Origin of the sequence: Noviherbaspirillum cavernae (assembly GCF_003590875.1) — a bacterium.
Taxonomy (GTDB): Bacteria; Pseudomonadota; Gammaproteobacteria; order Burkholderiales; family Burkholderiaceae_D; genus Noviherbaspirillum; species Noviherbaspirillum cavernae.
This window is the reverse complement of record NZ_QYUN01000002.1, coordinates 1,743,316-1,766,494: the sequence shown is the minus strand read 5'-3', so window position 1 is coordinate 1,766,494 and position 23,179 is coordinate 1,743,316. Positions and strand designations below refer to the sequence as shown.

Below are 23,179 nucleotides of genomic sequence, written 5' to 3'. Positions count from 1 at the left end.
ATGACGCTCTCGCGCAAACCGCCTATGCCGTCTGGCGGCCCTCCTTGTCGCGTCGTTCATGTCGCCGATCACGCGCGTCGATGAGCCCGGCATCGTCAGCCTCGGCAAGACGGCGCATTTCGCCCGCTCGATTCACGAAATAATTCTTGCAGACGATCGTTTCATCGAGCCGGGCATTGCGCAGCACGCGCGTGTACTCGAAGAGGATGCTTCGCGTTATCTCCGCTCCCGCACAGATATGGCTGCCATGACCGATCCAGGCGGGTCCGACGATTTTGCTGCCGGCCTCGATGTGGCTGCCGGATCCGATGTACACCGGCCCCTCGATCGTCGTTCCCTCCCAGTCGATGCGCGTGTTCAGCCCGACCCATACACCCTCCTTTGCCTGCGTTCCCGGCACTTCCATTTGCGCGACTTCGCCCATCAGCATGTTCTGCAACACGCTCCAGTAGTCGGTCACACTACCGATATCGAGCCAGTTGAAGGGGCGCGTTTGCGCATAGAAGGGCAAGCCTCTTTCGGCCATCAGCGGAAACAGCTCCGAACCGATGTCGAATATCCGTCCTGAGGGGATCAGATCGATTGCCGCCGGCTCGAAGATATAGATGCCGGTGCTGGCGAAATTCGATTTGGCATCCTCTTGCCTCGGTTTTTCCTGAAAGCGTTGTACGCGACCGTCATCGCCCATCACCACGACGCCGTAATCGGACACCTTGTCCCACGGCACCTCCTTCGTGACGACGCTTGCCAATGCGCCCTTGCGCTTGTGCTCCCGCAGAGCGGCATCGAGATCGAGATCGATCAGCGCATCGCCGCACACTACGATGGTCGTCTCGTCAAAGAAATTGCCGAATTCCTGTATCCGTTTCATGCCTCCGGCGGAACCGAGCGCCTCTGGCACCACTTCGCCATCGTCATCGACATGTCCTTCGAATGAGTAACCGATATTGACGCCGAACCGGCTGCCCTCTCCGAAATAGTCCTCGATCCGCTCGTGCAGGTAACTGACATTGACCATGATGTCGCGCACGCCGTGTTTCGCAAGGTGCTCGACGATATATGCCATCACAGGCTTGCCGAGGATGGGGATCATGGGCTTGGGCAGATCATACGTGAGCGGTCGAACCCGCGTGCCCTTGCCTGCTGCAAGAATCATTGCCTTCATGTGTTTCGATTTCCCTATGAAAATTGGCCGGGGCGGCTGGCAATCAAGAATAGGCCGATACAGGAGGATCTTCATTGCGCAAGCTCAATCGGTTTGAGGTGCGGCAACATGGTCATTTGTGATGGCAGACAACGCTATCGCGATTTGTCTTTCGACAAAATGTGCTGGTGCATTCAGGCGGAAGATTCGCCGTACGTCAACATCGATGGGAACAATGCCGTGAAAAACACCGTAAACACCGATTCCGGCAATTCCCGCGCATCCGTTACCAAAGAGTTTCGTCAGCGCCTGTCAAGTGCACAGCGCGAGAAGCTGCTGGCAGCCTTCGCCGCCTTCAAGGGCGAAGTCGCGTCGGACACCGTTCTCGACGTCAATAACATGCACGCTTCCGTTTTCGACACACCCATCATTCGTGCAGCGGAGTTGAGCGCAGATGGTCGTCTGCCCTTTGCGGACGACACCTTTGATTGGGTTCGCTGCGATGGGAGCATCGAGAAGATGGAGAATGCAGCGCAGCAATATGCATTGCTCAAGGACTTGCATCGCGTCGCACGCAAAGGCGTATTCGTCACCACGCCCAATCGCTGGCACCCGCTGGAATTCCACACCGGGTTGCCCCTCATCCATTGGCTGCCACATGCATGGCAGAACCGCTGGCTAGTCAGACGCATGCCAAGACTGCTCGGCTCCGGCGAGCTTTACCGCCTTGCCGCAAGACTGCCTGGAGCGCCGCAGCATGATGTCGGGCACAAGCGCGTCTGGGGAATCAAGGCCCATTTCTTTTTGATGATCACGAAGAACATCGATAGCAGCCAGGCTGCTGTCATGTCCACTCCCGAAAAATTCGGTACATGATCTGTCTCGCCGGCTGTGATGATGCTGCAAGCGACTTCCCGGATTTCACATCCATGCAGGAGAATCAGCTTCCCGCTTCGACAAGACCATTGCCACTGCCTGCCGGTTCGGCAGCCATGGCAGGATTCCGAGGCAGCCAGATTCTGAAGACGGCCCCCGCCCCATTGGTATCGACCAGCGTCAGCGAGCCGCCATGCATTCGTATCAATCGTCTTGCAAGCGGCAATCCAAGGCCCGTACCTGTATGGCCCGACGATGCGCGGCCGCGAAAATAGCGATCGAAAATCATGCCGCGCTCCTGTGGCGCAATGCCAGGACCGTTATCCCTTACCTCGATCTCCCATCCGTCTTCCGTCGTCTTCGCCTCAAGCGTGATCAGCGAGCCTGCGGGCGTATATTTGACCGCGTTGTCGGCAAGCGTGCGCAAGACCAGGCGCATCAAATCCGGATCGGCATGGATTGTTTCGGGCAAATGCTTTTTCTTGAGCAGGAATAGATGTCTGTTCGCCAGCGGACGTGCGGAGCGAATCGCATCCTCCAGCAAGGGAAGCAAGGGCGTTTGCCGCGGATGGACACCCTGCGACATGATGTCCAGACGATTGCTGCTGAGATAATTGTCGAACAAGGAGGATAGGCGCTCGGTCGCCTGCTGGATTTTCTCCAGCCGGCCGAGCATCCTCGCCGGACCGTTTTCCTGCAGCGCATCGCGGGTCAGGTTCTGCGTGGTCGCATCAATCACCGCCAGCGGCGTGCGCAACTCGTGCGACACGGTAGAGATGAACTGGCGCTGCTCCTCATGCGCAGCGCGTTCCCGCGACAATGCCGTCTCCACTGTTTTCATGGCCTCCAGCAGATCGTCCGTCCTTGCCCTCACCTGCTGTTCCAGCTCCTGCTCGGTGCGCTGCGCCATCTCCAGCAAATCGCTTTGCGCCCGCTCCTTGGCTTGCCGTATCGTGTAGTAACGGCGACTGGTCGCGTAATAGCTGATCAGGCAGAACGTCATGGAGCCCAGAAAACCGACATTCTCGGTGAGAATGTTGCGCTCGACATGACCGATCTCCAACAGGGCGCGAATCGCGACCTCGGCGAAAAGCGCGGCGCTACTCGCGAAAAGTGCGTAACGTATCTCATTGCGGCTTTTCAGAATCGGCACGAACAGGATCGCAAAGGTCAGCGGCGCGATCACCGTTGCACCCACTATCCATCGTTGGGCCGCCGCCTCGGCATGGAAGCCCAATCCGATCATGCTTATCAGCCCGAGCACGTAGATCCGGATTGCCCACAAATAGTAGCGGGTCAGCCGAGGATAACGTTCCGGCATGTCGACGAACCGGAACAGAAATTCGATAGCCATCGGCCCGCCGACAAGAAACGACAAAGTCCATGTCGGTTGAGCCCATTGCGGATGTCCGGGAAACAAATACTGAAACATCAGGCCGCTTTCGGCCAGCACCATCCACAGACAACCGAGTGCGTACAAACCGAGGAATTTATACACTCCGTCGCGCGAGGCACGCTCGAACCAGAAACTGGCCAGCGCCAGCATGGCGTACACCCCGAGAAACAGTCCCAACACAAGCTGCTCGCTGCCAAGTTTGGACAGAAATGCCTCCGGTTGCCAGAAGGTCAGGTGCATGGAGCTCCGGGCAACCGTCTTGATCCGAAGGTAATACGTTTGCGGGACGGAGGTCGGCAACTGCAGCTTGAAAACGGGGTTCCGGTATTCCACTTCGCGCTTCGCGAATGGAAGGTGCGTGCCCGCCTGTCGCATGGTGTAGCTGCCGTCGGCATTCGGCACATACAGATTGAGCTGCTCGATCAGTGCCGGCTGAACTTCCAGCCACCATTCGGCGGGATACTGCGATGACCGTTGGACGGTGAATTTGAGCCAGATGGCGGCATCGGTAATACCTTCATTCAGCTCGCCCTTCAAGGGCCGAAAACGTTCGCTGTTGTAAGGAGCGGCGACGTCCTCGAAGTCCATCTTGCCCGACTTGTCGATGAACACCGACATGTACCCGGCCAATTCTTCCCTCTCATGATCCAATGCCAGCGGCTCCGCTCTCGCCCAGGCGCAGCACACGAACAACAACAGCATCAACAGATAACGGGAAACAAGGCTCATGACGATGGTATTGGAAGATCAACCGGGATGGCGACGGGATCCTTATTCCCGTCGCCCGTGGCACAAACCGGCCGCTCCTGCATGACGTCAGAAAGTCGCCAGCGCATTGAGGAACCAGCCTCGGCTGCGATAGGACAAATCTGTCAAGTCGTCGGAGAAATCGGTGAAGTTGTAACCGACGCCGATTTTAACGTTCTTGTTGACGTGCCGGTAAATCCCGGCCAGATAGCCGGAACGCACATCGCTCGCTTCCTGCGCACGCAGTCGACGTGCTTCGATCAGGGCATCCCACTCCTTCACCAGGTGCAGGTCGGCGCGCAGGATCCACAGGTCTGCGCGGCTGGAGAACCATTCACCCTCGGTCTTGGACATGCGCAACTGCCCCATGCGCAGACCGTACTTGACGCCCACCGACAGCCACGGCACGACATCGTAGGTCGTGTCGATATTGAACACATGGCTCTTCTGCGTGAAGTCGAGCGCACCGCCAGTGACGCTGTCCACCTGGCCGGGCGACGGCAGGTTGTAGAAATACGTGTATTTGAACAGCGTATTCCAGCGGTCGTTGTTCACCGGGCGATAGGCCGCGCCGAGCACGGTTTCCGTATAGTCGCCGTCGTAGAACGCCCCCTGGCTGTTGCTGCTGCGCGAAAGATTCAGTTTGCCGAGCAAACGCCATGCGGGGTCAAGCTGGTATTGCGCGGAATTCTTCAGCAGCCATGTGCGGCGATTGTTGTCGCTGGCGACACCTGCGCAATTGCCGTTGATGTCCGAAGTGACGCAAGTACCGGCCACATTGCCCAGCGTACTGGTCCGGTCATTGCGGAACTCCAGCGCGCTCGTGTATTTGAAATCCTTGTCGCGGTATGCGGCGGTCAGGCCGATCGCATCGCGCTTCAAGTCGCCGGAGACCGGATCGGACAAGGTGCCCGTCTCATACTTCACGCCATAGGTCCAGTTCTTGTCCGGCGCCAGATCGACGCCGAATGCGTGCGTCAGGCTCTTGGGCCCGGCGCCGTTGGACCAGCGCGTTTCGCCGAACATGCCGATCTGATCGCTGTAGCGATAATGCGTCCCCGAGGCCAGAGTGGCCTGGCGACCGGCATAGTTGCTGTCCTGGCTTTCGGTTTCCATCGCATAGGTCAGATAGACCGTGCTGCGATCGTCCACCCGATAGTTTCCACTCAAGCGGCCGCCGACGCCGCCGCTGCCGCCCGATCCTTCCGCGCCGAAACGCAGGCGCTCGGTGGCTTGCCAGCTTCCGCCGACCCCGGCGCGGTCGTTTTCGCCGCGATCGCCGGAGCGCGCGACGGTTGCCTGCACGAAGCCGTAAGTGTCCCAGGACTTGTATTGCAAACCGGGCACGCGCGCCGCCGCGACGCCAGCGGCCGAGGTGGCATCGCTGACGGTGCGCGACGCGATACTGTCGGTCGAGTTCGCCGATGGCAGCAAGGAGGACGTCGGATTGTTCTGTCCGTTACCTGGCAAGCCGGCTGCAACCGAAGCGGTGGCGGCAGCGGCAGCCGGTTCGCCCCCCTCAGTCTTTTGCATCGCCGCCAGCTTCTCGGCCTCGCCTTCTTCCAGCGGACGATAATCGACGCGGACAATGACATCGCTGCGTGTGCCGTTCTGACTCAGGATCGGGCTGGCATTGGTGATCACGCCGGCCGCCGCATTGACATTCGCATTGGAACGGTCATCGCGCCGGACACCGACTGATGCACCCCATTCGGCATCGATCTTGCGGCGTACTGCCGCTTCCACCGCGTTCGCACTCTGGCTGGTGGCGTCACGATAATCGAGCTTGGCGGTGACATCGGTCTTGTCATTGACCGGAACAGTCGCTGCCAATCCCTTTTGCTCCATCGCCTCGCCGTTCGGCAATGCCAGTCCCGGCCCCGAGAATCCTGCGTCGCGCTGCTGCCAGTAGGCAGACATGCGGCCCTTCATGTCGCTGACATCGGCCAGATCGACCGTCGCATCGACGCGCTTGGCATTGGCGGTCTGGTTGCTCAACAGGCTCTGCGTGAAATCGTAGCCGCCGGTGAGCGAGGTCAAGGTCGTGGTGCCAATGCCACTGGAGCGCGCCACTTCCGCTTTCAGCCAGGTGCCCGGCTTGTAGCGCAAGGTGGTGTCGATGCCCTTCAGGTTCTGGTCCTGTCCGTTCTCTCCCTGCCGGTACAGGCTCAGGCCGACACGCAGGTTGTCGTTGAACCAGTGGCTGGCGCGCAGACCGATGGCGTTCCCGCTGATTTCGGTCAGACCCGGCACGTATTCATAGGTCGTGATCAGGTAGACAGGATTGCCGTTGGCGCTCGACGTCTGCACCAGCGTGCTGCCGTCCGCCACCGAAGGCAGCGGCGCGCGCAAGGTCACGCGTCCTTGCAGATAATTGATGTCGTAATCCTGCGCCGGCGTCAGCGGTGTGCGCTGAATCACCAGGCCGGAATCCTTGTCGCGGATTTCCACCCACAGGCGCTCGGAGCCTTCCGTCACGTCCATGTGATGCAGGTAATACAGCGAACCGCCGGTGCCGCGGAATTCCTCGCGCGACTGCAAGGTGCCCGGATCTGCCGCGAACACATTGACGGTGCTGCTCTTCTCGCCGTAGCGCGTCGCGTCCTTGCCATTCCACAGCACGTTGGCACCATACAGGCCGCGACTGTATTGCGTCAGTTCGGTGCCGGTCCATGCGGTCTGGAAATTCCCCCACATGACGTAGGAATTATCTTTTTCCAGCTTGACGTAGAACTTGCCCTGCGTCGGCGCGTCATCGACGATGGTGCTGTCGTCGCCATACACGGGGTAATAGCGGTCCGGGTCAATGCGCCGCAGCAGATAGTTCGGGTCCTTGCTGCTGAAGTTGCTGAACAAGTCCTTGAACGGCTGCTCGCGCGTGTCCGCGCTGGCGGTCAGCAGGACGTCGCCCTTGATCTTTCCCTTGAGATAAAACGCACCCCGACCATCGATCTAGGTCTTGTTGTCGTAGTGCTGCGTATCGTTGGTCACCAGTTGGGCCGGCCCGGTCGTGCTGTCGCGGCCAACCGTCAGATCGGCGACGGCGACGTAGAACCAGTCCTGATCGGCAATCGACAGATTGCGGCGGAAGCTCGCGCCCTTGCCGTTGGCATCCTTGACCGCGACATCCACTTGATGCGGCCCCGGCGGAAGAATCTGGCGCAAGGCAAACTTGCCCTTGTCATCGACCGGCACTGCAATGCCCATCGCCGTCACGGTCTGGCCCGGTTGAATCTTTTCGCCGCTGATGCTGACCGAACCGCCGCGTGCCGGAATGTTCCTCAGGTGCAGACTGGATTCGCCCCAACCGGACAATTTTTCGCGTTGCACGCGTTGCGCATCGACCAGTACATCGGCGCGTTCCAGCAAGCGCATCGGCTTCTGCAACGTCTCGTCGAAACGGCCATCGGCGTCATAGACACGCAACAGGTAAACCAGTTCGGTCGGCGCATCGTCCGGCACCTGCCATTGCAGCGCTGCGCCCGGCGCGAGCGGCACGACGGCGAACGGTGTTTCCTGTGCATTCTGTCCCTTGGCAAAGACGCGCAGCTCGGCGCGACGCAGCCACCAGGCGTAATTGGTATAAGTACCGAAATAGGTTTGCTTGCCGCGCACGGCGGTGCTCGGCACCACCCACACGTTCAACGCCGGCGATACATTCAACGGATCGAACTTGATCTGGATGTCGGCCTTTTCCAGCGCGACATCGACGCAACGCTGGAAGTCGGCTTCCTGCGCCTTGGCATCGAGTTGCACCGGCTGGCCGTCGATGCTGATGGAGAACGGCAACTCGGCTGCCGACGGGTTCGTCACGCAGGCATTGTTGTCGATGACTTTTTCTCGTGTGACCGTGACTTGGGCCGGCGCCTCGCTGAACCAGACACGGATTTCGACGCGCCGGTTCTTTGCCATTCCCTCCGGATTCGCGTTGCTGGCTACCGGCTGCGTCTCGCCCTTGCCGCTCACGGAAAAGGCGTCCGCCGGAATCTGCAAGCCCTGCTTCAGAAACGCCGCGACCGCCAGTGCCCGTGCCTCGGACAAGGCCTGATTGTCAGGATAGACAGGACGCAAGCTCGCCGCGATGCGCTGGCTGTCGGTATGACCGACGATCTGGATGCGGATATCGCGCTTGCCCTTCAGATTGTTCAGCAAGCCGTTCAGCACTTCCATCGTGCGCGGCAGCAGCACTGCCTTGCCCGACTCGAAATGACTGCCCTTGATTTCATCCTCGATGACGACGCTGCGTTGCGCGGCACCTTCCGGCGCGACCGCTTCCAGCATGGTCTTGCGTTCGGCGAGCGTCAACGCCGACGGCGTCAGCTTGGCAAACTCGGTCGCTTGCCTTTCGCTGTTCGGCGACACATGCGCGTCATCGACGCGGCTGCGGTCCACCATCTTGCCGCGCAGGTTGACGGCATCCTCATGCGTGTTACCGGTTTCCTGCGCCCTGAGGGGCAGGCATGTCATTCCCACTGCACTCAGCAGAACTGCCAATCTCTTGGCCTGGAAATTCCCACGAATCCGCGCACGGATATTCATATGACGTGTTGCGTTCATTGTGCGTCCTCGGTTTCGATGTTGAGCGTGTACTCCCCTTTCTGCGCTTTCCAGCGTTCCCGTATCTGCATTCGGATTGCATCCACACGTTTCTGCACCAGCGCGGCGTCATCCTTGCCGGGCTGATAGGCAAGTCGCACCACGGACGGCCTCTGCTTCAACTGCGACGGCACGGCGTCGAACTGCTTCTGCCATTGCGGCAGCAAGCTCACCTCGCCGGAGACGAAGGCCGCATCGCTGAGTTCAATGCGAATCACGCGATGGATGGTGGCGCCGAAGTTCAGCTTGACCACCTTGCCGCGGGTGATGCGGACATCGCGCGGGTTTTCGGTCGTGACGCGATAACCGCTCGGCAGCGAACGTTCGTCCAGCTTCATCACGAAGTTGGAACCGCGATCCGCGTTCGGGATATCCGCGCACGGCACGTGAAAGCGGCCTTCGCTATCGGAATTGACCAGCAAGCCGCGCGGCGTGACGACACGCACCGCAGGAATGCCCGGTTCGTCCTGATCCTGATAGCCGTTGGCATTGCGGTCGTCGAAGACCTTGCCGATGATGTCCGGGCAATCGAAGGTCGGATCGGGCACGATGCGCACGGTGGCGGTCGCGAGGTTCGACAGCATCAGATTGGTCGCGTTGTTGGCGGCCCATGCCTGGTTGACATAGTTGCCGTCGCCGACGCCCGCGCCCACCGTCAGGATCAGGCGATACGTCTTCTTCTCTTTCGCCACGAACCTCTGGTTCGGCCAGGTCAGCACGCGCCCCTTGACGACCGGCTCCACCGCCACGCCGTTGAGCGTTGCGCTGCCCAGGCGATACTTGAAGCCGGGCGGAATCTGATCGACCACGTTCACGCCGGGAATCGGCGTCGTCAGCGTATTCGATGCCGTGATCGTGTACGGCACCAGATCGCCGCGCGCCACATTCACCAGCGGCGTGGTCTTGGTGACCAGGATCGAACCGACTTGCACCGGATCGAGCGGGATGTGGTTGTTCAGAATCGGCGCGGATACACCGTTCGTGATCACGAAGCTGAAGTAGTACTGCGTCGTCGTCGCGCCACCCGGCACCATGCCGACGCAGGCGCTCGGATCGGTTTGCTGCGTCACCGACAATCCCGGCGCGGTATCGCTGGCCTGGACCAGCGCCGGATTCGGCAAGGCCCCTACCACCGCCGCGCCGTTACATGCGGGCAGGTTGCTCGATGGCGCCGGCAGATAGCCGCCCGGCGCAGTGACCGACAAGGTGTAGGTGCCGCTCGGGAAGCCGTTTTGCAGCAGGTACTGGTAGTAACCATCGCTGCCGACCGTCTGCGATTGCGCCGCGTTGCCGCCGACCAGATGCGTCGTCGGATTGAAGCCCGCCGGACCATCGATACGGACGACCGCGCCGGCAATCGGATTGCGCGTAACGGAGTCGTACACGACGCCGGACGGATCGAGCGGCAGATTCTGTTCGACGACTTCGTCGCTCGCCAGCAGCGTGATATTGGTAATGACACTACCGCCGGCTGCTGTCGTTGAACCGCGATTGTCGCCCGAGGTCGGCAATGCCGGATACTTGTTGCCATCCTTGTTGAAGCCGATTTCAAAACCGGTGCCGACCGGCAGCCCGGAAGCCTCATAGCCGGGGCAATGCAGGTTGTCGAACTGGTAGAAGCCATTGACATCGGTCGTGGTGGTGCAGACCGCCGTGCCGTTCTGCGTCAGTTGCGCGGTCCATCCTTCCAGACCTGCGGCGCTGCCATCGGTCGGACGCACGCGGGTATGGTCGCGATCCAGATACACGTAACCATTGACGATCGGCGGCTTCAGCGACAATCCGCCGATCTCGCCGAAGTTGTAGCCGGTCAGGACATCGCCCGCGATCACGCTCACATTGCGGATGACATCGCTGTTGTTCGACAGAACCGGCTTGCTGGATGCCGCCGTGCCGGGATTGCCGGCAGCGACGGTGGTCTTGCCATCCTTGTACAGCGCCGGCTGAAGCTCTGTAATCGTGTAACCGGCGGCATTGCTCGGCGGCAGGTTGTTGAAGCTGTAACTGCCGTCGGCCGCCGTGGTCGTGCTCAGGTTCACGGTACTGCCGTTGACATCGGTGCCGGTCAGGCTCAGCTTGACGCCACCAATGCCCTTCTCACCCGCTTCAGCCACGCCATTGTCGTTGGCATCGGCATACACCTTGCCCGACACAACGCCGACCAGAATCGGAATTTCGGCGAAATTGTTATCGACCGAAATCGAATTGGTGCCGGTCAGATTGATCGCCGAAATCGCGGACGGCTTCACCGCCACGACGGTTGCCGTGCCACCGGTCGAACCGGCAGTAGTAATGCCGTTGTCGGTGCGCAGCGGCTGCGTTGGTTCGGTGACGGTATACGTCCCTTCCGCCAGGCCGATGAAGGTGTAGCGTCCGTCGGGGCCGGTAGTCGTGGTCCGCGTGACCGCCGTGCCATTGACGTCGGTTCCGCTCAGATTGATGGTCACGCCCGCGAGGCCGATATCGCCCGCGTTGAACACGCCGTCATTGTTCGGGTCGGTGAACACGCGGCCGGAAATCTGGCGTCCACTTGGCGCTTCCGCGAAATTATTGCCAGTGGTTGCGGTTCCCGGCGGCAGCGTGATATTGGCAATCACGCTCGGCAGCACGGTGTTCGCCGTCGGCGTGCCTGCGGTGCCGCCATTGCCGACCGTGCCGGCAACGGTCTTGCCGTTGACGGTATTCTCCGGTTGGGTCGGCTCGCGCACCGAGTACTTGCCGGGCACGAGATTGTTGAAGCTGTATGCGCCGTTGGCGTCCGTCACCGTCGTCGCAACCACGACGGACGATGCGTTCAGCAGCTCGACCGTCACACCGGGCAGCGCCGTATCGGCGAGATCCTGCACGCCGTTGTTGTTCTGATCGAGAAAGACCTTGCCGCCAATGGACGACGGCACCACTTCGGCAAAATTGTTGTTCGCCGATACGGAGACCTTGCCGCTGCCATCCTTGTTCAGGACGATATTCGAGATGCGGCTCGGCGTGACGGCGATGCCGGTCGCAGTGCCGGCAATGCCGCCGCCCGCGCCTGCGATCGTGCCGGCAGTCGTGATGCCGTTCATCGTGCCGGCCGGCTGTACCGTTTCCGTTACCGAATAGCTGCCGGGATTGAGGCCGGTGAATGCATAGTTGCCCAATGCGTCGGTGACCGTGTTCAGGCTCACCGCCGTATCGTCGCCACCGCCGGCGACGCCATCAGGGCCGTAGCTGGTGCCGGTCAGCGTGAGCGCCACATTCGCGATGGCGACATCGGTGCCGAGCTCGAACGTCCCGTTCGGCACCACGTTGTTGTCCTTGAACACCTTGCCGGAAACGAAGCCGAGCGGGCTGATTTCCAGATTGGCGCTGGCAGGCTGCACATTTTTGCCAATGTTCGTGACCAGCGCGCCAGCAGGAATGAAGTTGTTGTACGTGCCTTCGACCGTGCCGGTGACATCGACACTGATCGTGCAGCCGCCAGCAGGAATCTTCGCCCCGCTCGCGTAAGTCACCGTCGCGCCGCCGGCCGGTGCGCTGACGCTAGCCAGCGTGCAGGTGCCGCTCAGGTTGTTGGGCGTGGCGACGACGATATTGCCCGGCAAAGTCGGCAAGGTATCGACCAGCGCCGCGCTCAGGGTCGCGTCCGTGCTGTTGGTATTGCCCAGCACGATGGTGAGCGTCGATTTTCCGTTTGCGGAAATCGCAATCGGGCTGAACTGCTTGTTGACGGTCGGTGGATCGAGCAGGCTCAGTGTCGCGCTGGCCGGCGTTTCATTCGTGACGCCTTGCGCCGTGACCAGGTTGCCGGCCGGGATGGTGTTGACGTACACGCCGGCGATATTGCTGACGACGTCGAACTTCACCGTGCAGGAACCGTTGGCCGGCAATGTCGCGCCGGTCAGGGCGACCGAGGTCGCCGAGATCGGTGCGGATATCACGCCACCTGCGCAAGTGGTCGATGCATTCGGAGCCTGTGCGACAACCACGTTGGCCGGCAGATTGTCGGTCAGCACCGCATTGGTCAGCGCGATAGCGTTGCTGTTGGTCAGCGTGAGGGTGACAGTCGCGGGCGTGCCCGGCGTGACCGACGCAGGCGCGATCGCCTTGCCGATGGTGACCGGATTGCGTACTTCCAGAGTGGATGTGCCCGGCGACGGATTGCTGGCCGAGCCGCCTCCGATCGTGCCGGTGACATCACCGACCACGATGATGTTCGTGTAGGAACCGACGCTCGCGGCCTGCACGTCGATTTCCGCGTAACAGGTCGTGGATGTGCCGGTAGTTGCCGCAGGCAGCGATCCGCCCGTGACCTTTACCTGGTTTGCAGTCGGCGCCGAAACAGTCGCGCCAGAACAGGTCGTCATCGGGTTCGCTCCCGCGGGAACGACGAGGCCGGCCGGCAGGTTGTCGACCGCAGTCAAATCGTTCAGCGCAAGCGTGACCGGATTGATGAATGTCAGGCGCAGCCGGGAACGATCGCCCGGCTTGATGACCGCCGGTGTGAATTGCTTGATGACGCCAATGTTCGCCCCTGCGGACAAACTGGTCACGGTCAGCAAGGTATTGCTGATGCCCTGGCTGCTGGTGATCGCGCCGACCGGAATCGTGTCCTGCACCGTGCCGGTCGTGTTCAGCGTGACATTGGCCGTGATCGTGCACGAAGCACCTGCTGCCAGCGTCGCATTCGACAGCGTCACGCTGGTGCCGTCGGCGCTGGTGCTGACGATGCCGCCCGGGCAGGTCGTGCCGAGGTTCGCCGTGGAAGCGACGCGCATGCCGGTCGGCGTGCCGTTGGCCAAGCCATTGACGGTGAAGTGGTTGACCAGGCCGAGGCCGCTCAGCGCCACCGATCCGGTATTGCTGATGTTTACGGTCAGCACGCTCGATGCGCCCGGTGCCGACAAGCTGTTGGGATTGGTGTTGTTGGTGACAATCACCGCCCCGGCAGTGCTGTTTTGCAGGGTGGCCGTCACCGGCAACACGTTCTGCACTCCGCCCGTTGCCGTCACATTGCCAACCGGGATGGTATTGACCCAGTTCGACGCACCAGTGGCGATAACATCAAACAAGAAATCGCACTTGCCGTTCGGCGGCAGCACGACACCGCTCACCGATGCCGAGGCCGCGCCTGGCGTTGCGGTAATCACCGGACTGCCGCCGCAGGTGCTGTAGGCATTCGATGGCGACGCGATCGTCATGCCGGCGGGCAGCGGGTCGATGACGCTGACGTTATTCAGCGTACCGGTGTCCTTGTTCGTCAGATTGATGCGCACCGTCGCCTTGCCGCCGGAACTGACCGTGGCCGGCGAGAAGACTTTCGATGCCGCCAATGCAGAGGTATAGGTCAGGCTGGCCGACACCGGACCGGGACTGCTGATGGTGTCGGTGGTACCGTCGGCATACAGCTGCGTTCCGGTCAGCGCGCCCGCCGGCAGCGTGTTGACGTACGTGCCCGCGGGGCCGATCACCTTGACCTGCACCTGGCAGGTGCCGAACGCACCGGTGCCGTTGTTGGCGCGCGCCGGTATGTTCGCGCCGCTCAGCGAAATGCTGTTGCTGCCCGGGACAGCGGTGAGCGCGCCGCCGCATGTCGTCGAGGCGCTGGCCGGATTGGCGACGACCAGTTGCAGGCCGGTCGAGCCGAGTGGCAGATTGTCGGTGAAGCCGGCATTCGTTACCGCCTGGGACGAGATGTTGGTCAGCGTCAGCGTCAGCAGCGACACGGTCCCTTCCGACGTGCTGCTCGGATTGAATACCTTGCTGATCGTGATGGTGGAATCGACAGTCGCAGCCGCGCTGGAGACGTTCGTGTTGTAGATTCCGCCCACCCCGACATTGCCGGCGGGGATGGTGTTCGTCAAAACGGTGCTGACGCCCGAACTCTTGGGCGCCATGGCCCAGAACGTCACGGAACAGGCGCCCGGCGCAGCGCCTGTGCCGGCGGGCACCGTGCCGATCGTGAATCGCGGTGTCGCCATCGATGCCGGCAAAGACGGGATGTTGTGCGACAAGCCCGAACATCCGGTGCCCGACAAGGACGGTGCTGCCGGCATGGCGGGGAGCGCCAGCACACCTGAGGGCAAGGGATCGGTCAACACCACATTGCTCAATGGTGAAGACGAATAATTGTTGATCGTGATCGTGTACTGGATCGGATTGCCGGCAGCGATCTTCGCCGGATTCGAGCTCTTGTTGATCAGCAGTTGATCCACCACCGTGACGCTATGGGTCGCGGACTTGCTGACGATGTCGGGATCGGACGTGCCGACCGCGCCTTCGGCAATCGTGTTGGTGAAGGCTTGCGGCGTGCCGGCGGCCTGCAGGGTACCTTTATAGGGAACGGTGATGGTGCAACTGCCCTTGGCCGGAATGGCACCGCCTGTCATCGTGATGCCGATATTGCCGCCTGTCGCAGTGGCCGTGCCGCCGCAGGTGGTGGTCGGTGTGCCCGACACCTTCAGACCGTATGACGGATTGCCGATGCCGTCGATCGGACTATCGGCAAAGGTAGTCAGCGTGATCGGGCTGACCGGGCTATCGTTGTTCAGCGTGATCACCAGCGTCGACTGCTGTCCCGCACTGATCGTGCCGAGAGTGAATTGCTTCGCAACCCGCAGCAGGGAATGGATCGACAGGCTGGCAGTCGCATCGCTGGCCGGCACCAGGCCGCGCTTGTTGCCGAAATCGGCGGTGCGGCTGATCGTGTTGACGACATCCTTGTTGTAAGCGCCACCGGTGGTCGTGCCCACCAGATCGACCGCCAGCGTGCAAGTGCCGCCTGCCGCCACAGTTCCGCCGACTGCGGTGAGAACCGTATTTCCCGCCGCAGGAGAAAATGCGGGAGCAACGCCCGCCCCGCTACACGTTGCCGTCGCATTCGGCGTCGTCGCCACCTGCAAACCTGCCGGCAATGTGTCGCGCAACGCAAATGCCGGAGAATCGCTTGCGCCGTTCAGCGGCAGCGTGGTCGCGCCGCTGGCGTTGCTGATCACCATGCTCAGGCGAACCGTCTCGTCGCCCTTGACGATGATGGAGGAGGAAAAACTCTTGCTGATGGTGGGCAGCGCGAAATTATTGACGTTGATAGATTGCTGCGCCTGCGTGCCGTTGGCGACCGCACCGGTGTTGTCGGTACCTGTGACGGCGCCCGCCGCTATCGTATTGATGAAAGCGTTGTTGCGCACCAGCGACGTCACTTCGACGTCGATATCGCACTTGCCGCTGGCCCCGCCCGCCTTCGCTTTCGGCACCGAACCACCGGACAGACTGATCGTGCTGCCGCTGGCAGTCACAGTGCCGCTCGTTGCAGCGCTCGTCCCGTCGCCGTCCACGCAGGAATAAGACTTGACACCAACACCGGCAACCGTGATCTGTGCCGGCATGGAGTTGGTGAAGCCGACGCCGGTGACCGCCGATACCGCGTTGCTATTGCTCAGGCTGATCCGAAACGAAGTGATGTCGCCGGGATAGATCGGATTCGCGTAGCCCGGCGTGACACTCATCGACACATCGAGCGCGGCGAGCGCCTGGCCGGAACAAGCCATTGCAGCAAAAACGAGCAGCAGGGAACGGAAAGACCGACGATCAGAAGCGACGCGAAAAATCCGGCGCAAGAGAGAGAAGCGACGCATGGCGGAATGGATGGATTTTTAACAAATCGACCGCCGATCCCGTCCTATGGAGAGAATCAATCAGAGCATGGCGGCCGTTCTTGCTTGAATGCACTTTTTACAAGCGGTCGCATTTTGTAGGAAATATCCGAGCCATTCCTGACAACTTCTGACAGTTCTGCCAGATATGAAACAGGTGCTACAATTTTCCCGCAGGAAATTATTGAAATCAAATCGATATGGCCAAGGTATTGCTGCTGGAAGATGAAGTGGCTCTTCGCGAAGAGGTTGCGGATTTTCTTCGCAGCGAAGGGCATCAAGTGCAGGAAGCAGGCAGCGTTGCGGAATTCACTCCCTTGATCGACCACGCCGAAATCGCCATCATCGATGTCGGCCTGCCCGACGGCGACGGCTTCGCAGTCGCGGAAAGCCTGAGCAAAACACATCCACACATCGGCGCGATCATGCTCACCGCACGCGGCAGCATCAACGACAAGATCAATGGACTCAGGAAAGGTGCCGATCACTATCTGATCAAGCCGATCCGGCTCAACGAACTGTCGGCGTACGTGTCAGCCATCGCACGGCGCATCGTCAGCGACACATGGCGCCTCAACATGCTTGAACGCAGCCTGTGCGCACCGGGCGGCCATGAGGAAACCATGAGCGCCCTGGAAATGACACTGCTGGAACTGCTGGCGCGCAATGCAGGCAAAGTGGTATCCAGACCCGACATTGCCAGGGCATTCGGCACCGATTGGCTGGATTACGACGACCGCCATCTCGACCAACTGGTCAGCAGGCTGCGTCGCCGCTGGCAAAACCGCACCGGGGAAAAGCTCCCCCTCCGCACCGAACACGGCCAAGGCTACAGCTTCTGCGTCGATATCGAAGTGCTCTGATCGGACGTTCCATTTATCCGACTGCGAAGCATCGCATCGCCTCCTGCGCCGTTCTCATGCAAACACCCTGACCTGCTCCGGACATGCGTAGCAGAGTCTGAAACTCAAAATCCGAGACGATGCGCCCACAGGCAACGGGCGAATGACTGGCCTGAAGGCCGTGACTGAAAAGGAAGAAAAATGAAGTGCCTGTGCGCAAACGAACTTGCAGCTATGCGCAGGCCATAAACCAAAAAGGGGTTAGATCTTGCGATCTAACCCCTCATATTTGGTGCGGCTGGCAGGAATCGAACCCACGACCCCTTGGTTCGTAGTTAGGTAAAAAGCACTATTTCGCAAAAAACGCTAAAGTATTCTTAGACAAAATTAGAATTTTTTCTCTTTATATTCAATAGCTTAAATATTATATAATCCCAGAAGGTTGCAACAGATTCCAGATTGTTGCGTGCATAAAGGTGTCACGGAAAGTGTCACGGACTAAGCCGAAACAGCGGGAACGGCGATGCCACTTACATGGGAGGTTTCATGGCAATCCTGACTGACTACGATGTCAAACATGCCAAGGCGATGGACCGCAAGGATGCATTTTTAAATGATGGCGGAGGCCTCTGCGTGTGTTCATGAATACGAACGCAAAGACATGGCTGTATCGCTATAAGGTAGGCAATAAGGCCAACTGGGTCGATATCGGCCCCTACCCCAGGATATCGCTTTCCCATGCCCGCGCATCGGCATTGAACATGAAGCTTATGCGCAAGCAAGGCATTGATCCTGTCCAACAAAAAGCGCAACAGGAAGTAGCCAAGCAGGCCGCAGAAAAAGCCGCACGGCAGGAGCAAGCAAAGGCGGCCGCCCGACTGACGGTAAAAACCTTGTTCGATCAATGGAAGCGCCGTGAATTAGGTCGGCGCAAGGATGGCGGTGCTGAAGTGCACCGCAGTTTTGAAAAGGATGTTTTCCCCAAGATCGGTGATGTTGCTGCCGAAGACGTAACCCGCGCAATGATTACGGGTATTTTGGACGGAGCTGTTGAACGCGGCGCGCCTATCATTGCACGCAATCTACTTGGCGACCTGCGCCAGATGTTCGGTTATGGGATCACGCGAGAAATACTTCCGCATGACCCCACTTCTTTTCTGAAACGGAACAATTTCGGCAAAAAGGTAGAACGCGACCGAGTATTAAGAGCCTATCCCGGTAGGCCGTCGGCAAGGGAAATTGCGAGGTAAATGGTGGTCCAAGCGCATGTTGGCGAAGGAGGTTCGACATGGGCATGGTCAAGCAGGACGACGGCTGGCGTTTGCCAGACAGACTCTGGGCGCAAATGGAGCCGCTTTTACCGCCACGCAAGCCACATCCGCTGGGCTGCCATAACCCGCGTGTCTGCGACCGGGCAGCCATGGATGCGATCTTGTTCGTGTTGCGTACCGGTTGCCAGTGGAATGCATTGAACGGTACCGGCATTTGTTCCAGCAGTTCGGCGCATCGGCGCTTTCAGGAATGGGTTGATGCCGGCGTGTTCGAGGAGTTCTGGATGCATGGGCTGTTGTCGGCAGCGGCGTTGCGGGAAATCGACTGGTCCTGGCTGTCACTCGACGGCGCGATGACCAAGGCTCCTCTGGGTGGGGAAAAAAATCGGCCCCAATCCAACGGATCGCGGCAAAGGCGGCGTCAAGCGCAGCCTGCTGACGGACGCACACGGCATTCCCCTGGCCATCGTCATTGATGGTGCGAACCGCCATGACATGAAGCTGGCGCGACCGACACTGGAGTCGCTGGAAGTGGGGCGACCGTCATTGCTTGCGGTGTGGCCACAAGGACTGTGCCTGGACAAGGGCTATGACTATCCGCAGATCCAGCAGTTGGCGCTTGAATTGGGCTACCGGGCGCACATCCGGTCACGCGGGGAGGAAGCGCAGCAGCGGCAGACGGGAACGAGAGCCCGCCGCTGGGTGGTGGAGCGTACGCATAGCTGGCTGAACCGGTTTCGTGGCTTGCTGATTCGTTGGGCCAAGAAGGCGAAGAACCATCTCGCGTTCCTTCATCTCGCCTGCGGCATTATCACCTGGCGAAGCATAGGCCTACCGGGATAGGCTCTAAGTGAAGTTGAAATTGGCGAACTGTTGAACAAGCTGCCTGCCGCGAAACTTCAAAAATCGACCGAGCTGGCATTGTGGATCTTGTTAGCCACCTGTTGCCGTGTTGGCGAGTTACTGCAAGCGGAATGGTGCGATATCGATCTCAAAGAAGGAAGATGGCACATTCCTGTTGCCAACGCCAAAAATAAAAAGGCGCATACGGTTTTTTTATCTCCTTTTGCAATTAAGCAATTTGAAGCGTTGCTTGAAATTAGTGGAGAAAATCGCTGGTGCTATCCTGCAGAGAACAAAAAGGATATGCCGATTGACAAAAAGAGCATCTCGAAGCAAGTGGGCGACCGTCAACGACAGCAGCCCATGAAAAATCGTAGCAAGGCGGTGGGAACGCTAATGATGACGAGTGGAAAATGGAGCCCGCATGACCTACGGCGAACAGGCGCTACTATGATGGGATCGCTTGGAGTACGGCCAGATATCATTGAAAAATGCCTGAATCATGTCGAACAAAAAAAGCTGATTCGTATTTATCAACGACAAGAATTGAAAGAAGAGCAGTGCCAAGCATGGCTCTTGTTGGGTGCACGCCTGGATTTACTGGTTAATGCTGGGGCGACCGTCGTCACGCAGCCCCGTGCGGCATAACATTACAAATCACCATTCGGGCTACTGATAGCAGTCATGGCCGCCGTACGACCGTACATCGCCAGCGGATTTAGTCGATTTACGCCCAATCGGCACTCAAGGTCTCTGCTTGCGCCAGCACCAGTTGCACCGCCTCTTCCTGCTTGACCGGCGGATACTTGTACTTGCGCAAAATTCGCTTGACCATCAGCCGCAACTTCGCCCGCACACTCTCCCGCACGGACCAGTCGACACTGACGTTCTGCCGCAGGTTTTCCGCCAGTTCATGCGCGATCTTCCTCAGCGTTTCATCGCCCAGCTCGCGCACCGATTCCTCGTTGTTCGCCAGCGCGTCATAGAACGCCAGCTCGTCGGCGTTCAAGCCAAGCTCCGCGCCCCGGTCAGCCGCTTCCTTGAACTTCTTCGCCATCTCGATCAATTCCTCGATCACCTGCGCGGTTTCGATCGAGCGGTTCTGGTAGCGTTTGATGACGTTGGTCAGTAGTTCGGAAAATTTCTGGTTCTGGATGACGTTGCCGGCGAAGCGGCTCTTGATCTCGCCTTCCAGCAGGCGCTCCAGCAATTCCACCGCCAGATTGCGCTCCGGCAGGTTGCGCACCTCGGCCAGGAACTCGTCGTCGAGGATGCCGATGTTCGGCTTGTCCAGGCCCGCCGCGCCGAATATATCAACCACGTCATTGGATACCACCGCCGAGCCGATGATCTGCCGGATCGCCAGCTCCCGTTCTTCGTCGGTCTTCTTTTTCGCGGTGATGTCCTTCTTGGTCAGCAGTACCTTGACCGCCTGGAAGAAGGCGACTTCCTCCCGCACCGCCTTGGCTTCCTCCAGCGTGCAGCACAGCGTGAACGCCTTGGACATCGCCAGCGCGACATCGGCAAAGCGTTTCTTGCCCTCCTTGATGCCCAGCACATGGTTCGCCGTCTGTGCCAGCAGTTTGTGTCCGCCGGTGATGAAGCCGCTGTAGTCAAAGCCGTGCAGCATCGCGCGCAGCACGTCGAGCTTTTCTTCCAGCACCGCATACGCTTCATGCGCATCGACCGTCGGCCGGCCGCGCCCGTTGCTGGCCGTGTACTCCTTCAGCGCCTGCTTCAGGTCGTTGGCGATGCCGATGTAGTCCACCACCAGCCCGCCCTGCTTGTCGCGGAACACGCGGTTCACGCGCGCAATGGCCTGCATCAGGTTGTGGCCCTTCATCGGCTTGTCCACGTACAGCGTATGCACGCAAGGCGCGTCGAAGCCGGTCAGCCACATGTCGCGCACGATCACCAGCCGCAACGGGTCGGCGGGATCCTTGAAGCGCTTCTCCAGCCGTTTCTTGACCTGCCTGGCGTAGATATGCGGCCGCAGCAGCGCCTTGTCGCTGGCGGAGCCGGTCATCACGATCTTGAGCGCGCCCTTTTCCGGGTCGGGGTCGTGCCAGTCGGGCCGCAGGGCCACGATGGCATCGTACAGGTGGACGCAGATGTCCCGACTCATCGCGACCACCATCGCCTTGCCGGACTGCGCCTGGCTGCGTTCCTCGAAATGCGCGACCAGGTCGGCGGCGACTTGTTTGATGCGTGGTTCCGCGCCGACCACCTTTTCCAGTGCCGCCCAGCGGCTTTTCAGCTTGGCCTGTTCGTCGCCTTCCTCGTCTTCCGCCAGCTCGTCCACTTCGGCATCGATCGCCGGCAGGTCTTCGGCCTTCAAGCCGAGCCTGGCCAGCCGCGATTCATAGTAGATCGCCACCGTCGCGCCGTCGTCACGCGCCTGCTGCATGTCATAGACATGGATGTAATCGCCGAACACGGCGCGGGTGTCGCGGTCTTCGCTGGACACCGGCGTGCCGGTGAAGGCGACGAAGGTCGCATTCGGCAGCGCGTCGCGCAGGTGCTGCGCATAGCCGACCTGGTAGCCCTTGGCGTCGCCCTTGAACCTGGCCTCGAAGCCGTATTGCGTGCGATGTGCCTCGTCGGCAATGACGACGATGTTGTGGCGCTCGGACAGCACCGGGAACGTGTCCTCATCCTCGCCCGGCATGAACTTCTGGATCGTCGCGAACACGATGCCGCCGGACGGCCGATTCCCGAGGATGGCGCGCAAATCCTGCCGCGTTTGCCCTTGCACCGGCTGTTCGCGCAGCAAATCCTGCGACAGCGAAAAGACGCCGAACAATTGGCCGTCGAGGTCGTTGCGATCGGTGATGACGACGATGGTCGGATTTTCCATCGCCGCTTCGCGCATCACGCGCGCGGCAAAGCAGGTCATGGTGATGCTCTTGCCCGACCCTTGCGTATGCCAGACCACGCCGCCCTTCTGACTGCCTCCGGGGCGTGACGCCGCGACCACCTGCGCGATGGCGGCGCGCACCGCGTGGAACTGGTGATAGCCGGCGATCTTCTTGACCAGCGTGCCGTCATCCTCGAACAGCACGAAAAAACGCAGATAGTCGAGCAGGTAGGCCGGAGCCAGCACACCACGCACCAGTGTTTCCAGCTCGTTGAACTGACCGAGCGGGTCGAGCGTCACGCCATCGATCGTGCGCCACGCGAGGAAGCGTTCGGCATTGGCCGACAACGATCCCAGGCGGGCTTCGGTGCCATCCGAGATGACCAGCACCTCGTTGTACTGGAACACGTCGGGAATCTGTTCCTTGTAGGTCTGAATCTGGTCGTAGGCTTTCCAGATGTCGGCGTCTTCGTCGGCGGGGTTCTTCAGTTCCAGCAGCACCAGCGGCAAGCCGTTGACGAACAGGATGATGTCGGGGCGGCGCGTATGCTGCGGCCCCTTGATCGAAAACTGGTTGACTGCCAGCCATTCGTTCGCCGTGATGTTGGCGAAGTCGATCAGCCGCACGAAGTCGCCGCGCGTCTCGCCGTCCTTCTGGTATTCGACCGGCACGCCGTTGACCAGCCATTGATGGAAGGCGCGGTTGGCCGACAGCAGCACCGGCACGTCCAGATTCAGCACGCGCCGCACCGCATCCTCGCGTGCGGCCAGCGGGATAGTCGGATTCAGGCGGGCAACCGCATCACGCAGACGATCAACCAGCACGACCTGCCGGTAGTCAGCGCGCTCCGGCGCATCGCCATCGGGTGCGATATCCGGGCCGTAAAGAGTGCGGTAGCCAACATCGGCCAGCCAGACGAGAGTTTCTTGTTCGAGTTGATCTTCTGTCATGATTCTGTCGCCCAAAATAAAACATGTC

General features: G+C 60.3%; 10 protein-coding genes and 1 pseudogene. 5 read left to right on the top strand and 6 right to left on the bottom strand.

Features of this window, described 5'->3' with window-relative positions; genetic code table 11:
• Positions 1-22: 22 nt before the first annotated feature.
• A complete protein-coding gene (locus D3870_RS08235) occupies positions 23-1,105 on the bottom strand; it encodes a nucleotidyltransferase family protein (RefSeq protein WP_242490051.1) in 1,083 nt (360 codons plus the stop codon).
• Between D3870_RS08235 and D3870_RS22710 the strand changes: the two genes are divergently transcribed.
• Positions 1,034-2,020 (top strand): class I SAM-dependent methyltransferase, encoded by a 987-nt coding sequence (locus D3870_RS22710; RefSeq protein ID WP_242490096.1) that lies wholly within the window; start codon positions 1,034-1,036, stop codon positions 2,018-2,020. The two genes, D3870_RS08235 and D3870_RS22710, sit on opposite strands and share 72 nt — an antisense overlap.
• A 64-nt stretch (positions 2,021-2,084) precedes the next feature.
• On the opposite strand, the gene D3870_RS08225 is transcribed toward D3870_RS22710, so the two are convergent.
• The 4 genes from D3870_RS08225 to D3870_RS08210 form a co-directional block, all read right to left on the bottom strand.
• On the bottom strand, positions 2,085-4,145 hold the full coding sequence (locus tag D3870_RS08225) for a sensor histidine kinase (RefSeq protein ID WP_119738182.1): 2,061 nt from the start codon (positions 4,143-4,145) through the stop codon (positions 2,085-2,087).
• 87 nt (positions 4,146-4,232) lie between these two features.
• Positions 4,233-7,019, bottom strand: coding sequence for a hypothetical protein (locus tag D3870_RS08220; protein WP_119738180.1), 2,787 nt, complete (start codon positions 7,017-7,019; stop codon positions 4,233-4,235).
• Positions 7,020-7,115: 96 nt separating this feature from the next.
• Positions 7,116-8,630 (bottom strand): OmpA family protein, encoded by a 1,515-nt coding sequence (locus D3870_RS08215; RefSeq protein ID WP_158590409.1) that lies wholly within the window; start codon positions 8,628-8,630, stop codon positions 7,116-7,118.
• A gap of 86 nt (positions 8,631-8,716) precedes the next feature.
• Positions 8,717-16,282, bottom strand: coding sequence for a DUF7933 domain-containing protein (locus tag D3870_RS08210; protein WP_158590408.1), 7,566 nt, complete (start codon positions 16,280-16,282; stop codon positions 8,717-8,719).
• Positions 16,283-16,587: 305 nt separating this feature from the next.
• On the opposite strand from D3870_RS08210, the gene D3870_RS08205 reads away from it, so the two are divergent.
• The 4 genes and pseudogenes from D3870_RS08205 to D3870_RS08190 form a co-directional block, all read left to right on the top strand.
• Positions 16,588-17,250, top strand: a complete 663-nt coding sequence (locus tag D3870_RS08205) for a response regulator transcription factor (RefSeq protein WP_119738174.1) — start codon at positions 16,588-16,590, stop codon at positions 17,248-17,250.
• Between the two features lie 620 nt (positions 17,251-17,870).
• Complete coding sequence (locus D3870_RS08200) at positions 17,871-18,479, top strand: tyrosine-type recombinase/integrase (RefSeq protein WP_119738172.1); 609 nt, start codon at positions 17,871-17,873, stop codon at positions 18,477-18,479.
• A 38-nt stretch (positions 18,480-18,517) separates the two neighbouring features.
• Positions 18,518-19,343, top strand: a protein-coding gene (locus tag D3870_RS08195; RefSeq protein WP_199710574.1) for an IS5 family transposase whose coding sequence is annotated in 2 segments (ribosomal slippage) — positions 18,518-18,886 and positions 18,888-19,343 — 825 coding nt in all. Because the reading frame shifts where the segments join, the coding sequence is not laid out codon by codon here.
• Positions 19,344-19,358: 15 nt separating this feature from the next.
• Positions 19,359-19,991, top strand: a pseudogene (locus D3870_RS08190) (site-specific integrase); the annotation flags it as partial.
• 79 nt (positions 19,992-20,070) lie between these two features.
• Here the strand turns inward: D3870_RS08190 and D3870_RS08185 are convergent.
• Entirely contained in the window at positions 20,071-23,151 is a 3,081-nt protein-coding gene (locus D3870_RS08185) for a type I restriction endonuclease subunit R (RefSeq protein WP_119741842.1), read from the bottom strand.
• Positions 23,152-23,179: the final 28 nt, after the last annotated feature.